Here is a 13,838-nt window from a genome sequence, read left to right as displayed (position 1 = left end):
AGTGAAATTTGCGCATTTGAGAGTTGACGGCTCCTCCGTTCCCCGATTGGCCGTGATCTTCGACGATGCGGCACTGTTTCTCGACGACGTCATGGACGACGCCCCCCGCGACCTGCAAGATCTGCTCGAACGCGGCGACGCCGGCTACGAGCGGGTGCGCGCGATCAGCCTCGACGCAGTCTCCAACGGTGCCGTGCTGACGCAGGTCGACGAACTGCGGCATTCCTCCGCGGTGCTGCGCCCGCCGCAGATCATCGCCATCGGCGCCAACTACGCCGCACACTCCTCCGAGCTGAGCCTGCGCCTCGAAACCGCCGCTACCGTGTTCTCGCTCTGGCCCAACTCGCTCACCGGGCACGGCTCAACCATCACCTGGCCGCGCGACCTCACCACACAGGTCGACTACGAGGCTGAACTCGGTGTGATCATCGGTCGCCCGGCCCGCAACGTGACGGTCGCCAACGCCCTCGACTACGTCTTCGGCTACACCGTCGTCAACGACATCACCGCGCGCGACCTGCAATTCTCCGAAGCGCAGTGGTCACGGTGCAAATCCTTCGACGGCTTCACCCCGACCGGACCGCTCGTCGTCACCGCCGATGAGATCGGCGACCCGCAGAACCTGTGGCTGACCACGCACGTCGACGGCCGCATCCTTCAGGACGCCTCGAGCGGCGACATGGTGCGCACCGTCGCGGAGATCATCTCCTACCTGTCCAAAACGTCAACCCTCATGCCGGGAACCCTGATCTCCACCGGCAGCCCGGGCGGCGCCGGATACAGCCGCAAACCCCCGATCTTTCTGCGCGACGGGTCCACGGTGACCATCTCGATCGACAAGATCGGCATGCTCACGACGCACTGCCGCGAAATCTAACAGCGCCGATATCTACCCGACGTCGCTGCCTCCGGCGGCACCGTGCTCGAGACCATCGACTCCCCCCGGGCCGCGTTTGCGTGCATCCGCGACCCTCAGGGCACCGAGTTCACCGTGAGCGAGTTTCGACCGCCGGCCTGATCGCATCCGCTCACGACGAAACGGAGGTTGCCCGCCGGGATAACCGACGAGCAACCTCCGGCTGCGGGCCTGGTATCAGCTCCTGACCGGCACCCGCGCTTCGGCCTCGGCGACCGTTTCCAGGTTGACGCCTTTGGTCTCCGGCAGGCCGAACGTCGCGAGCAGGCTCACCAGGCTCACTCCAGCCAGGAGCAGGCCGATCGAGGCACTGCCCGCCGTGGCGATGATCGACGCTGCAACCAGCGGGGTGATGCCTCCGCCGACCAGGGCACCGAGGTTGTAGGCCATCCCGGCGCCGGTGTAGCGGTAACGGGTGGCGAACAGTTCGGGCAGGAACGCGCCGACCGGGCCGTAGATCCCGGCGACGATGAGCAGCGTGCCGGAGAGTCCGAGGCCGAAGGACCAGGCCGTTCCGATATCAAGGATGGGAAACAGCACGAGCGACCACGGCACCGCCACGATGCAGGACGCGACGATGACCGCCCGGCGACCGACCCGGTCAGAGAGGATAGCGCTCGCGATGGTGCCGACGGCGAAAACGAGGGCTCCGATGATGCCGAGGGTTAGGATGGTCGGCCGGCTGTGGGCGAGGCCCTCGGGGTTGGTGCCGTAGCTGGAGAGGAATGCGGTGCCGGTGTAGAAGAAGGCGAACAGCATCATGGTCGACGCTCCCCCGAGCAGAATCTGGCGGGGCTGCTTGCGCACGACTTCTCAAACCGGAAGTTTGCGGGCAACGGGCGCGGCACGCCTGGCATCCGTTGCGGCCTTGAACACGGACGTCTCTTCGATCTTGAGCCGGATGTAGAGGCCGACGATCACGAGTACCGCGCTCAGAATGAACGGGATACGCCAGCCGTAGCTGAGGAAGGCGTCGGAGGCGTCACCGAGGGTGAGGTTGATGATCAGAAAGGTCATGCTGGCCAGGGCGAACCCGATGGACGGGCCGAGCTGCGGAAATGCGGCGTACAGCCCGCGACGCTTCGGCGGTGCGTACTCGGCGGCTAATAATGCCGCTCCGGCCCACTCGCCGCCGACTGCGAAGCCCTGCAGAAACCGCAGCAGCACGAGAATGATCGGGGCGGCGAGCCCGATCACACTGGCGCTCGGCAGCAAACCGATCGTGACGGTCGCGAAACCCATAATGAGAAGGGTACTGACCAGGGTCTTCTTGCGCCCGAGCCGGTCTCCGAAATGCCCGAACAGAATGGCGCCGAGCGGGCGCGACACGAACGCAACCGCGAACGTTCCGAACGAGGCGAGCGTGCCGGCCCCGGTGCCGAGCTCCGGGAAAAACACCTGCGGAAACACCAGTGCGGCGGCCGTGCCGTAGATGAGAAAGTCGTAGAACTCGATGATGCTGCCCATGGAACTGGCGACGGCCACCCTGGCCATCGAGGTGCGGCGCGGCGTCGGCCGAGCCTGCCGGATTGCGGTGCTTTCGAGCATGCGATATCTCCCTTGACATCGTGAGCCACAACGCTGTTGTCGTGACGAATGTCAGCGTGGCAGCGGGCGCCGGCGGCCACCACCTCCCGGGGGAGGCGGTCAGGGCAGAAGCCGGAAGGCGCGGGCGATTCGCACGGCCTCGGTTCGGCTGTGCGCGTTGAGCTTGGCCATGATCGCCTGCATATACCCCTTCACGGTTACCGCCTGCAGGGCCAGACGGTTGCCGACCTCCTCATAGGAGCAGCCCAGGGCTACCTGCGCGAGCACGTCGGTCTCGCGGGGCGTGAGGTGCGGCACATCCGCTGGGGCACTCGCCGAACCGACCAGCCGGGCGGTGACGGCGAGGATTCGCGCGGACAGGTCGGGGTCGCTCGTGATGCTCGCGACCGAGAGCAGTTCGGCGTGGGCGAGGCGAACGACCTCGATCAGGTCGCGGTCGAGCGGTTCGGCGGCGAGGCTGCCGACCACCTTGAGAATGGCCACCCGGTGATCGACCTCGTCGCGAATCTGCAGTTCACGGGCGATGCGCTCCCCGCCGGCATTGAGCTCGCCAACCGTGCGTTCGCCGAAAGAGGTGCGGTCGCGGGTGGCCGCATAAAGGATGCTGCGCCCCCGCCCGTCGACCAGTACCGGCAGCGCGACCATGGTGCGCAGACCGTCGATACGCACGGCCTGGTCATGGTGGTGGGTGATGCGGTGCGAGTCGAAGTAGTCAGCGACGCCGACCGGCCGGGACTGGTGCAGGGCCCGCCCGCCGACGCCCTCACCCGGCTGCACGTTGAGATTCTTCAGCCCCTGCGTCGTGGTGCCGACGAACTCGGTGATGACGAGTTCGCCATGGTTGACCAGCCCGGCGAAGATCACCGCAATGCCGGTTTGGGCAGCAAGCTGCCTGATCGCGCCCTTGAGCAGGTCGCGATCGCTCGGGCGGTAAACGTCGTCGTTTGCTGCGTGCATGATTCCCGGCTGACGAATCGGATCGGTGACCGGATGCTAGCAGGTGCCTCGGTTCAGCCGATCAGCGCTTCCACCGGGCCGCGCACGAAGAACAGCACGAAACCGACCGCGACGACCCAGAGCAGCGGGCTGATCTCGCGGCCCTTGCCGGAAAGGCTGCGCACGAGCACCCAGCTGATGAACCCGGCCCCGATGCCGTTGGCGATCGAGTAGGTCAGCGGCATCACGATGATGGTCAGAAAGATCGGCAGCGTGCTGGAGAACTCGGTGAAGTCCAGGTGACGAATCTGCGAGACCATGAGCGCCCCGACGATGACGAGAGCGGCAGCAGCCACTTCGAGCGGCACGATCTGGGTCAACGGCGTGAAGAACACGGCGGCCAAAAAGAGGATGCCGGTGATCACGTTGGCCGCGCCGGTGCGAGCACCCTCGCCGATTCCGGCACCGGATTCGATGAAGACGGTGTTCGAGGAGGCGCTCGTGGCGCCGCCGGCGACGGCGCCGATGCCCTCCACGATCAGGGCGGACTTCAGCCGGGGAAACTTGCCGTCCTGGTCGGCGAGGCCGGCCTCACTGGCCAGGCCGGTCATCGTGCCCATGGCGTCGAAGAAGTTCGTGAACACGAGGGTGAAGACGAGCATCACTGCGGCGAGCATGCCGATGCGTTCGAACGCGCCGAAGGACACCTGGCCGATCAGGCCGAGGTCGGGCAGCGCCACGACGCTCGTCGGCAGCACGGGGGCGTTCAGGTTCCAGCCGGCCGGGTTCGTACCGAGCGAGGGGCCGACCTTGAAGATGGCCTCGAGGATCACGGCGATGGCGGTAGTCGCCACGATGCCGATCAACAGCGCTGCCTTGACCTTGCGGGCCAGGAGCACGCCGATGATGATGAGCCCAATCACGAAGACCGTGGTCGGCAGGGTAGCGATCGAGCCGGCGTCGCCGAGCTGAACGGGCGGTGAGTTCGCGCCGCTGGCCCGCACGAAGCCGGAGTCGACCAGTCCGATGAACGCGATGAACAGGCCGATGCCGACCGTGATGGCGATCTTCAGCGGACGAGGGATGGCATTGAAGATGAGTTCACGCAGGCCGGTCGAGGCCAGCAGCACGATGATGAGGCCGTTGATGACGACCAAGCCCATCGCTTCGGCCCAGGTGACCTGGCCAACGACGCTCACAGCGAGGAACGAGTTGATGCCGAGCCCGGCAGCGAAACCGTAGGGCAGTCGGGCGATGAGGCCGAACAGAATGGTCATGACGCCGGCGGTCAGGGCGGTGACGGCGGCAACCTGCTCGTTGGGCAACCATCCGCCTTCCACGTCGACGGCGGCCTGGTCGGCGCTGAAACCGCCGAGAATCAGCGGGTTCAAAATGACGATGTAGGCCATCGTGACGAAGGTCACGACGCCGCCGCGAAATTCCCGCGACCAGGTGGAGCCGCGGCTGGTGATCTCGAAGTAGGAGTCGACCCGGGCCCTCAGGCCACGTGCTGCCGGTTGCGGCGAGGCCGCAGTGGTGGGTGTTTCAGTGCTCGAAATGGTGTGCTCCCAGTGCCGTGGCCTTTAACGCAAGGTTCCAGTCTACGACCGGGCCAGCCGGGTCAGCTCAAACGTGCGGCACGAACCGTCCCCAGGCCAGTCGTCGTTCCTTGTGCGGATCGGATTCAACGTGGTCTGTTTGGTCGATGATGAGCGTTTCCCGGGTGCTTTCGTCGTAGCGCGGCCAGGCCGCCGATGGCACCCCGCCGGCGACGAAACCCAGCCACCAGCCCTGCATCCTCGTGGCAATGTCCAGAAAAGTGCGGCGCCCGCCGAGCGCCGTCATGCCGCGGCCGAACCAGCCGTCGAGCCGGTCGAACAATGGAAACAGTTCGAGGCCGTGGGTCGCGTCGAGGCCCATCAGACGCAGCAGCCGCGGCGCGGCGTCGAACCGGTAGAAGTACACCGGCGCGTAGCGCGAGTGTCGTTCTGCGACCTTCACGCTCGGATACCAGAACGAATAGTCGCCGCCGAAATCGAGCGCCGCCCGCAACGCGGGAATACCCGGGTACTGCGCCTTGAGGGCCTTTTTCGCCTTCTTCTTGGTTTTCTTGAATATCGCGCGGATCCGCGCCGGGGTCGTCGCCAGAATGTCGATCCGGCCGCTGAACAGTGATCCCTCCCGCGCGTTGGTGCCGATGATCAGCGGGATGCGCGCGGCCCGGCCGTCCCGAAAGGCATCGAGCGGTCGCTCGGGCAGAAAATCGCCGTCAATGACGGGGCAGAGCGGGATCGTGCCCGGGTCTTGGTCGGGAGTGCGCACGGTCAGCGCTGTCGTCGCTGCGGCCAGTTGCGCGGGGCCGGCCGCGAGGAGCAGTCGGGCGGCATCCGCGTCGCTGTACGGGCCGTCGGTCAGGCTGTCGACGAATTCGCCGGCCCAGCGCGCGGTGAGATCGCTCGGGTAGACCGCGTTCGGCGGCGCACTCTGCGCGATCGCCCGGTGGAACAGTCCGGCCGCGCTCGGCACGGTCATCAGCGTGGTGACCGCGTTGCCGCCGGCCGACTCGCCGAACAGGGTGACGGCATCCGGGTCGCCGCCGAAGGCGTGAATGTTCTCGTGCACCCATTGCAGGGCGGCGACCTGGTCTCGTAATCCCAGGTTGCTCTCAAACGGATGCTCCGTCGTGGCATACCGGGAGAAGTCCAGGTACCCGAGGGCCCCGAGCCGGTAGTTGATGCTGACGTAAACGATGCCGCCCCGTCGCACCAGGCCCTCCCCCTGCCGCGGAACCTCACGGCTGGAGCCGACGCTGTAGGCGCCGCCGTGGATGAACACCATCACCGGCCGCAGCGCGTCCTGGAGCTGCGCGCCGGGGCGCATCCGCTCGTCTGGCGCGATCACGTTGAGGTTGAGGCAGTCTTCGCCCTGCGGAATGCGCGGGTGAGCGCCGCGAAACTGGCCCTTGTGACTCTGCGGGGCGATCGGGCCCCACTCGCTCGCGTCGCGCACGCCGTGCCAGGCCGGCGCCGGCTGCGGCGCACGAAATCGTCGCTCACCCACCGGAGCCGCCGCATAGGGAATACCGCGCCAGGCCAGCACACCGCGCTCGCGCACCCCACGGAGCAGTCCGTTGGCCACTCGCACCTCCAGCCCCGTCTCGGTGGTGGGATCAGCGAGTTGACTCATGCGCCCGAGTCTATTCCGCCGTGCTGTGAGGACCGTGCCGTGAGGACCGGTTGTCGGCTGCGACTACGCTCGACTGTGATCAGGCAACAGGACTGATCACGCAGCATAAAGAAACGAGAACCGCAATGGCACTGCCCTGGACCCTGCACGGCGACGGAAAAACAGTCGGGGCACAGGAAGTCGTCGGTCCGGGCGAACGCCTGAGCTGGCCGCTGACCATCGGCATCGGCTCGCAGCACGTCGTGGCCATGTTCGGTGCGACCTTTCTGGTGCCGCTGCTCACCGACTTTCCGCCGAGCACCACACTGCTGTTCTCCGGTATAGGAACCCTCCTGTTTTTGCTGATCACCGGCAACAAACTGCCCAGCTACCTCGGCTCGTCGTTCGCGTTCATCGCACCGATCACCGCGGCAACCGCCTCGGCCGGCATGGGCAGCGCCCTGTTCGGCATCATGGCCGTCGGGGTACTCCTCGCCCTGGTCGGCGTGATCGTTCAGCTCACCGGCACCGGGTGGATCGACCGGCTCATGCCGCCGATCGTGTCGGGCGCCATCGTCGCGCTAATCGGATTCAACCTCGCCCCGGTGGCCAAGGCCAACTTCGACAAGGCACCGCTCACCGCTCTGATCACCCTTGTCGCGGTGATTCTGTGCACGGTGCTGTTTCGCGGCATCCTCGGTCGACTGTCGATCTTTCTCGGCGTGGTCGTTGGCTACGTCGCGGCCGTCTTCTTCGGCGAGGTCGACTTCAGCCGCGTCGCCGACGCCGCCTGGATCGGGCTGCCGCCGTTCACCGCCCCGGCCAACCCGTTTGAGAACCCGGCCGCAGTCTTCGGGGTGCTGCCCGCTTTTATCCCCGTCGTCCTCGTGCTGATCGCCGAGAACGTTGGCCACATCAAGGGCGTCGCCCAGATGACGGATGCGAAGGTGAACCGGCTCACCGGACGGGCCCTGCTCGCCGACGGCCTCGCCACCATGCTGGCCGGTTTCGGCGGCGGCAGCGGAACTACGACCTACGGCGAGAACATCGGCGTCATGGCGGCCACCCGCATCTACTCCACGGCGGCCTACTGGGTGGCCGGCATCGTCGCGATTCTGCTCGGCCTCTCCCCCAAGGTCGGGGCGATCATCTTCACCATCCCCGACGGGGTGCTCGGCGGTGTCACCACTGCGCTCTACGGGCTGATTGGTGTCATCGGCGTCAAGATCTGGCTTGACAACAAGGTCGACTTCTCCAAGCCGGTTAACCAGTTCACGGCCGCGACCGCGCTGATCATCGGCATCGCCGACTTCACCCTGAACGCGGGCACCCTGAGCTTCAACGGCATCGCCCTCGGCACCGTGGCGGCCATCACGATCTACCACCTGATGACCCGGCTCGGCCGCCTGCGCCAAACCGCCTGACCCACCCTCACACGGACGGGGCCCAGGCCCCGTCCGTGGGCCCAGTTTATAAACTGGGCCCGGGGCCCGGGCCCGGGCCCCGTCCGTGGAGGCAGGCTATCGGTGCAGGGCGGGCACGATCAGGTAGACGCCGTAGAGCACGGCGATGCCGCACAGCACGAAACAGGCATAGCCGGCGTAAAGCGCCAAGCGCTTCAGCCCGGGCGCGAGCGGGTTGGCCGCGGCGGCCTTGCGCGCTCGTTTGACCTGTTTCGCGGCCTTCTTCGGGCTCAGCACGGTGATCGCGCCGGTGAATTCGTGCGGCTCCACCAGCGGGATGCGACCGGCCGTGGTAAGCAAGCGCAGGCCCAGCGAGTAGAGGCTCACGAGCAGAGCGGCCGAGAACAGTGACGCGGCCGAGACGATGAGAAAGGCGCTCCAATCGATCACAGCGATACCTTCTTGCGGTCGCCACGGCCACGCCGCGTGGGCCGGCGCGGCGTCTTCTTGATGTTGACCACCCGTCCGGCATCATCGATGTCGTTGAGCAGGGTGTGGTGCGAGACCCGGTTGCGACGCGACCAGCGGAACAGGGCCATGATGACGATCGTTCCGATCACCATGTCGAGCACGATGCCGATCGGCCCGAGCAGGGCGAGTCCGGCGGCGAATGCGCCCATGATGGCCGAAGCCGGCAGGGTCATGACCCAGCCGAGAGCGATGCGGCCGGCCATCCCCCAGCGGATGGTCGACCCGCGGCGGCCCAGGCCGGAGCCGATCACCGAGCCGGAGGCAACCTGCGTGGTGGAGAGGGCGAATCCGAGATGGCTGGAGGCGAGGATCGTGGCCGCGGTGCTGGTTTCGGCGGCGAAACCCTGGGCCGGCTTGATCTCGGTCAGGCCGGTGCCCATGGTGCGGATGATGCGCCAGCCGCCGGTGTAGGTGCCGACGGCAATGGCGAGGGCGCAGGCGGCGATGACCCAGAAGGTGGGCCCGCTGCCGACTGCCTGAAACCCGCCGGCGATGAGGGTGAGGGTGATCACTCCCATGGTCTTCTGGGCATCGTTGGTGCCGTGGGCCAGCGCGACGAGCGAGGAGGAGAAGATCTGCGCGTAACGGAACCCGCCGCGGCCGTCTGGCTTGCCGACGTCGCGCCGGGTGATCGTGTAGGCCAGGCGGGTGGCGACGAGCGCCACGCCTCCCGCGATCAGCGGCGCGATCAGCGCGGGCAGGATCACCTTGGCGGCCACGACGTTGTAGTCAACGGCCTGGGTACCGATGCCGATGATCGTGGCGCCGATCAGCCCACCGAACAGGGCGTGGCTCGAGCTGGACGGCAGGCCCATCAGCCAGGTGACCAGGTTCCACACGATCGCGCCGATCAGGCCCGCGAAGATGAGTTCGGGAGTGATCAGTACCCCGCCGTCCCCCTCCTTGATAATGCCGCCAGACACTGTGCGGGCAACCTCGGTCGAGAGAAAAGCACCGACCAGGTTGAGAATGGCGGCGACGCCAACGGCAACCTTGGGCTTCATCGCGCCAGTCGCGATCGGGGTGGCCATGGCATTGGCCGTGTCGTGAAAACCGTTGGTGAAGTCGAAGATGAGTGCCAGCGCAATGACCAGCACGATGATGAGGCTGAATTCAGGCACGAGACACCACGCTTTCCAAGTCGGCCCCGAAGGTGAACGTGGCGCGCACCGGCACTCCGTCGAGCACCCCGGGCAGCCAATGCCGGGCGTCGTCCCACATCTCATCGACCGGCAGGCTCGCCACGTCGAACCAGACGGGGTTCATTTCGTTCGATTCCCGCGGCGTTCCGGACCAGTCGTCGCAGACGAACACGGTCGATTCCTGGCTCCACTCCTGGCGGTGCGGAAACAGGTAGGTGAGATACCCCAGTTCCGTCAAAGCGGATGCCGCCACCACCAGCCCGGATTCCTCTTCGATTTCGCGCACGGCAGCATCCACTGCACTTTCGCCGATTTCGAGCTTGCCGCCAAGGCCGACGATGTTGCCTACGCCGAGGCCTTTCTTCTTGCGGCCCAGCAGTACCTGCCGGTTGCCTTCGGGAGATAGTCGAGTGAGGTAGCACACGCATACCTGGGGCAAAGTCATTGCTTCATCTTAACGCGCACGCGGTGCATTCGGATGCGGCTCGGATAAGCTTGCAGCATGGACTTTGTACCCGCGACCGGAACCATCACCATGTTCACCACCGATTGGTGCGGCTACTGCAAACGATTGAAGAAACAGCTCGACACCGCCGGTATCGGCTACACCGAGGTGAATATCGAGCAGGTTGACGGCACACCCGAACTCGTGATGAGCCTGAACAACGGCAACCAGACCGTGCCGACCATTCTGTACCCCGACGGATCGGCCGCGACCAATCCCTCGCTGGCCCAAGTGCAGGCCAAACTCGCCTGATCAGCCCGCCGGGCCCAGCTCGGCACCTCGCGGCACTCGTTTGAGAAGCTGGCACTGGTTTGAACTCGTGCCACGAGCTCAAACGCGTGCCACGAGCGCACTCTTCTAGCCGAAGAGTACGGCAGCCTCGTCGTAGCGGGCCGGTGAGACCCGCTTGAGGCCGATCGTGGCCGATGCGATGCTCACGACGTCGATCTCGGTGCCGCGCAGCGACACCATGGAGCCCCACTGGGAGTTGTGGATCGCGTCGACCGCCGCCATACCCAGGCGGGTGGCGAGCACCCGGTCGTAGGCCGACGGTGCGCCGCCGCGCTGGGTGTGGCCGAGCACCGTGGCCCGGCTTTCGATGCCGGTGCGTTCTTCGATCAACGGGGCGATGATCTCGCTGATTCCGCCCAGACGAGGCCGATGAAAGGCGTCGAGGCCCTTGGTGGAGTGCGCCTTCTCCATGCCGGAGAGCAGAAAACCCTCCGAGACGACGATGACCGGGGCCCGACCGCGGTCGCGAACGTGCTCGACCCAGTCGCAGATCTGCTCGATCGACTTGGGTTGCTCAGGAATGAGGATGGCGTGGGCGCCGCCGGCCATGCCGGAGTGCAGCGCAATCCAGCCGACGTGGCGTCCCATGACCTCGACGACCATGCAGCGCCCGTGCGATTCGGCGGTCGTGCGCAGCCGGTCGATGGCTTCGGTGGCGATTTCGACGGCGGTGTTGAAGCCGAACGAGTAGTCGGTGGCCTCGAGATCATTGTCGATGGTTTTCGGCACGCCGACAATGTTGAGTCCGGCCTCGGTGAGGCGGTGCGCTGCGGTCAGCGTGCCCTCCCCGCCGATCGCGATCACGGCGTCGATGCCGTTGGCGTCGAGGGTGCGCTGGATATTCTCCGGGCCGCCGTGCTCGCCCTCGAACGGGTTTGTGCGGGAACTGCCCAAAATGGTGCCGCCCTGGCGGGACAGGCCGCGCACGCTGTGACGATCGAGTTCCATGAACTCGCTCTGCACGAGTCCGCGCCAGCCATTGCGGATTCCGACGAACTCGAAATCGTGCGTGCGCACACCCTTGAGCACGGCGCCGCGAATGACCGCGTTCAGTCCGGGGCAGTCGCCGCCGCTGGTGAGAATACCGATCTTCATGCGGGTTACAGCTTTCCGTCGAGGGCCTGGGTGAGCAGGAAGATGAGCGCACTTGCCTGCACCGATTCGGTGGCCGAAAACTCTGCCTGAGACCCATCGAGGGCGCGGGCGGCCAGACCCTCTTTGCTGCCGATCAGGTCGGCGATACGCGCATCGATGGTGTGCGCGGCGATGATGCGCCACGCGGTGACCGGCTCGTCCTGGCCGATGCGGTGCACCCGGTCGATGGCCTGGGTCTGCTCGGCAGCGGTCCAGCTGAGTTCGGCGAGCACCACGTTGGACGCGGCCTGCAGGTTCACGCCGACACCGGCCGCGGTGAGCGAACACACCGCGATCGCGACGTCGGGATCATTGTTGAACGAGTCGATCGCCGCCTGGCGGGCCAGGGCACTCTGGTCGCCGCGCAGCGAAACCGTTTTCAGGTCGCGCTTGGCGAAGATCTCCTCCGCGGTGTCCATGACGTCGATGTGCTTGGCGAAGAACACCACCTTGCCCACCGAGCGGGCGAGTTGCGCAGCGTAATCGGCTGCGAGCCCGGCCTTGGCCTGACCGATCTTGCGCACCATCGTGAAGACGTTTTCGCCAGTGGTCTGGCCCTTGGAATCTTCGAGCTCGGCGTGGGCGACGGCGCGAATGTAGGCATCCCGCTGGTCTTCGTCGGGAACAGCTGGACCGCCGGAACCGGCATGGCGGGCAGCCACGAGCGCCTGGTAGCGGGTGACCAGACGGGCACCCAGCTCACGTTCGGCTTGACGAATGGATCGGCCGAGGTCATCGTCGAGTTCCACCGGCAGGTCGGCGATGCGCTTGGCCGGCAGGTCGGCGGCGACGTCGACCTTGCGGCGACGCACGATGCCCATATCAATGACAGCGGCGCGGGCTTCCTTGTAGAACCCCATGTCGGCGGGAGTCAGCCCGGTCTCTTCGAGGCGTTTCAGAAGGGCGGGGGCCGGCTTGTCGCCGTCGATCCAGCCGAGGAACTGCCAGATGGCGCGAAAATCATCGACGTCGTTGATGAGAGGGGTGCCGGTGAGCGCCATCAGCAGCGGGTTGCCGCCCGGAGTACGGCGGCGGATCTGGTCGGCGAGCGACAGCACGTGTTTGGACCGCTGCGAGGACAAATTCTTGATGAAGTGCGCCTCATCGACGACCATGCCCTTGAACCCGAGCGTGCCGAGCCAGGCCAGGTGGCGGTCGAGCACGTCGTAATTCACCACGACCACGTCGGCGAACGCGTCGAGGGTGTCTCCGTCGCCGTGGATGACGGTGGCCCGCCGGTTCGGCGTCCACAGCTCAACTTCGCGGGCCCAGTTCATCTTGACCACGTTCGGCACGATGGCCAGCAACGGGTAGGCGTTGGCAACGGATGCCGCCAGCAGGCTTTGCGCGGTTTTGCCGAGGCCAGGCTCGTCGGCGAGCAGGTAGCTGCGGTGGCCGAGGCGGGCGCTCTCGATGAAACGTGCCTGGTGCCGCATGAGCTCCATGCCGCCCGGGGAGAGCCGGTCGAGGCGGGGGGCTTCCGGCATGTCCATGCTGGCCGCCTGGCCGCCTGAACCGTACTCGAAAGATTTGAACAGGGGGCCGAGCAGTTCCCAGTTGGCGAGTCGACGCGGGTGCACGATCGGCTGGGCCGCTGCGCTGAAGTCGGGGGCCAGGAACGGGTTAGCCAGCTGCCGGGCTTTCACCGACTGCGGGATGACCTGGTTCTGCAGCACGACCGGTGCGGCCTCGGGCTCACGGGTGATGATGAGTTCGTCGGGGCTGAGCTCGGCACCGGATTCGAGCAGCCAATCGCGCCGAAACCGCTGGGCGACGGTGGAGACGCCCGCATCGGGTTCGAGCAGGGTTATCAGGCTCGTGTCACGGGCGGCCGTCTTGGCCAGAATCTGGGCGATCCCATCGAGGCGTTTGAGCAGCTCTGCTCGGTTCGCGTCGGAGAGCTCTTTGTCGCCTTTGACCCGGGCGCGTTCCTCCCGCATCAGCAGGGCGATGACCTGGTATTTCGTGCGGTTGGTCGGCCCGAGCTTGGTACCGGACTGCGCCTTCGCTTCGACCTCGCGCACCTTGCGGGCGAGAATCGGAATGATCGGCGCATCATCGTCGCGGGAACGCGGGTGAGCCCGATTGCGGGTGGACCCACTACGACCGAGGTTGTTCCGGCTGCTCGAGGCATCGGTGCGGGTATAAGCCATTGTTCTCCACTTCGAAGCAGCACGGTACGGGTACCGGCTGTACCTATCCGAGCGTGCCGGTCACGGCATTCTGGTGTTACCGAAACGCGCAGTGCGCGCACACCGTTTCTCCGG

Annotated in this window: 13 protein-coding genes; 3 read left to right on the top strand and 10 right to left on the bottom strand. The window is 66.2% G+C overall.

What is annotated here, in order from left to right:
- The first annotated feature begins 1 nt into the window (after window position 1).
- On the top strand, window positions 2-877 hold the full coding sequence (locus tag BLS91_RS11935; protein ID WP_166789992.1) for a fumarylacetoacetate hydrolase family protein: 876 nt from the start codon (window positions 2-4) through the stop codon (window positions 875-877).
- A gap of 216 nt (window positions 878-1,093) precedes the next feature.
- Here BLS91_RS11935 and BLS91_RS20670 read toward each other — a convergent pair whose 3' ends face one another.
- The 5 genes from BLS91_RS20670 to BLS91_RS11915 form a co-directional block, all read right to left on the bottom strand.
- A complete protein-coding gene (locus tag BLS91_RS20670) occupies window positions 1,094-1,723 on the bottom strand; it encodes an MFS transporter (RefSeq protein WP_233197333.1) in 630 nt (209 codons plus the stop codon).
- A gap of 6 nt (window positions 1,724-1,729) precedes the next feature.
- Window positions 1,730-2,464, bottom strand: a complete 735-nt coding sequence (locus tag BLS91_RS20665; RefSeq protein WP_241983117.1) for an MFS transporter — start codon at window positions 2,462-2,464, stop codon at window positions 1,730-1,732.
- Between the two features lie 99 nt (window positions 2,465-2,563).
- On the bottom strand, window positions 2,564-3,421 hold the full coding sequence (locus BLS91_RS11925) for a LuxR C-terminal-related transcriptional regulator (RefSeq protein ID WP_092340966.1): 858 nt from the start codon (window positions 3,419-3,421) through the stop codon (window positions 2,564-2,566).
- Between the two features lie 53 nt (window positions 3,422-3,474).
- Window positions 3,475-4,902: an NCS2 family permease gene (locus BLS91_RS11920; RefSeq protein WP_369827279.1), complete on the bottom strand. Its 1,428-nt coding sequence runs from the start codon at window positions 4,900-4,902 to the stop codon at window positions 3,475-3,477.
- A 124-nt stretch (window positions 4,903-5,026) separates the two neighbouring features.
- Window positions 5,027-6,586, bottom strand: coding sequence for a carboxylesterase/lipase family protein (locus BLS91_RS11915; RefSeq protein WP_092340964.1), 1,560 nt, complete (start codon window positions 6,584-6,586; stop codon window positions 5,027-5,029).
- A 125-nt stretch (window positions 6,587-6,711) separates the two neighbouring features.
- Between BLS91_RS11915 and BLS91_RS11910 the strand changes: the two genes are divergently transcribed.
- Window positions 6,712-7,989 carry a uracil-xanthine permease family protein gene (locus BLS91_RS11910; RefSeq protein ID WP_092340962.1) on the top strand — a complete coding sequence of 426 codons (1,278 nt, stop codon included), beginning with the start codon at window positions 6,712-6,714 and terminating at the stop codon, window positions 7,987-7,989.
- A 96-nt stretch (window positions 7,990-8,085) separates the two neighbouring features.
- Here the strand turns inward: BLS91_RS11910 and BLS91_RS11905 are convergent, their stop codons facing one another.
- Genes BLS91_RS11905 through BLS91_RS11895 form a run of 3 tightly spaced genes read right to left on the bottom strand, consistent with a single transcriptional unit; the run spans window position 8,086 to window position 10,086 of the window.
- The gene (locus tag BLS91_RS11905; RefSeq protein WP_092340960.1) at window positions 8,086-8,418 is read right to left on the bottom strand and encodes a peptidase; all 333 of its coding nucleotides are present in this window, start codon (window positions 8,416-8,418) and stop codon (window positions 8,086-8,088) included.
- A complete protein-coding gene (locus tag BLS91_RS11900; RefSeq protein WP_241983116.1) occupies window positions 8,415-9,620 on the bottom strand; it encodes an inorganic phosphate transporter in 1,206 nt (401 codons plus the stop codon). Before BLS91_RS11900 ends, BLS91_RS11905 begins: the two co-directional genes overlap by 4 nt.
- A complete protein-coding gene (locus tag BLS91_RS11895; RefSeq protein ID WP_092340958.1) occupies window positions 9,613-10,086 on the bottom strand; it encodes an 8-oxo-dGTP diphosphatase in 474 nt (157 codons plus the stop codon). The genes BLS91_RS11900 and BLS91_RS11895 overlap by 8 nt, the downstream gene beginning before the upstream one ends.
- A gap of 57 nt (window positions 10,087-10,143) precedes the next feature.
- On the opposite strand from BLS91_RS11895, the gene BLS91_RS11890 reads away from it, so the two are divergent.
- Window positions 10,144-10,398, top strand: coding sequence for a mycoredoxin (locus tag BLS91_RS11890; protein WP_092340957.1), 255 nt, complete (start codon window positions 10,144-10,146; stop codon window positions 10,396-10,398).
- Between the two features lie 105 nt (window positions 10,399-10,503).
- Here BLS91_RS11890 and BLS91_RS11885 read toward each other — a convergent pair whose 3' ends face one another.
- Both BLS91_RS11885 and BLS91_RS11880 read right to left on the bottom strand, forming a co-directional pair.
- The gene (locus BLS91_RS11885) at window positions 10,504-11,532 is read right to left on the bottom strand and encodes a 6-phosphofructokinase (RefSeq protein ID WP_092340956.1); all 1,029 of its coding nucleotides are present in this window, start codon (window positions 11,530-11,532) and stop codon (window positions 10,504-10,506) included.
- Window positions 11,533-11,537: 5 nt separating this feature from the next.
- Entirely contained in the window at window positions 11,538-13,724 is a 2,187-nt protein-coding gene (locus tag BLS91_RS11880; protein WP_092340955.1) for a DEAD/DEAH box helicase, read from the bottom strand.
- Window positions 13,725-13,838: the final 114 nt, after the last annotated feature.

Source organism: Cryobacterium flavum (assembly GCF_900103805.1).
GTDB classification, from domain to species: Bacteria; Actinomycetota; Actinomycetes; order Actinomycetales; family Microbacteriaceae; genus Cryobacterium; species Cryobacterium flavum.
This window is presented reverse-complemented; position numbering and strand designations above follow the sequence as displayed.

Excerpts from the sequence above, each read along its gene's own strand:
- BLS91_RS11925 (WP_092340966.1), bottom strand. The coding sequence starts at position 3,421 with ATGCACGCAGCAAACGACGACGTTTACCGCCCGAGCGATCGCGACCTG.
- BLS91_RS11880 (WP_092340955.1), bottom strand. The coding sequence starts at position 13,724 with ATGGCTTATACCCGCACCGATGCCTCGAGCAGCCGGAACAACCTCGGT.
- BLS91_RS11890 (WP_092340957.1), top strand. The coding sequence starts at position 10,144 with ATGGACTTTGTACCCGCGACCGGAACCATCACCATGTTCACCACCGAT.
- BLS91_RS20665 (WP_241983117.1), bottom strand. The coding sequence starts at position 2,464 with ATGCTCGAAAGCACCGCAATCCGGCAGGCTCGGCCGACGCCGCGCCGC.
- BLS91_RS11910 (WP_092340962.1), top strand. The coding sequence starts at position 6,712 with ATGGCACTGCCCTGGACCCTGCACGGCGACGGAAAAACAGTCGGGGCA.
- BLS91_RS11915 (WP_092340964.1), bottom strand. The coding sequence starts at position 6,586 with ATGAGTCAACTCGCTGATCCCACCACCGAGACGGGGCTGGAGGTGCGA.
- BLS91_RS11895 (WP_092340958.1), bottom strand. The coding sequence starts at position 10,086 with ATGACTTTGCCCCAGGTATGCGTGTGCTACCTCACTCGACTATCTCCC.
- BLS91_RS11885 (WP_092340956.1), bottom strand. The coding sequence starts at position 11,532 with ATGAAGATCGGTATTCTCACCAGCGGCGGCGACTGCCCCGGACTGAAC.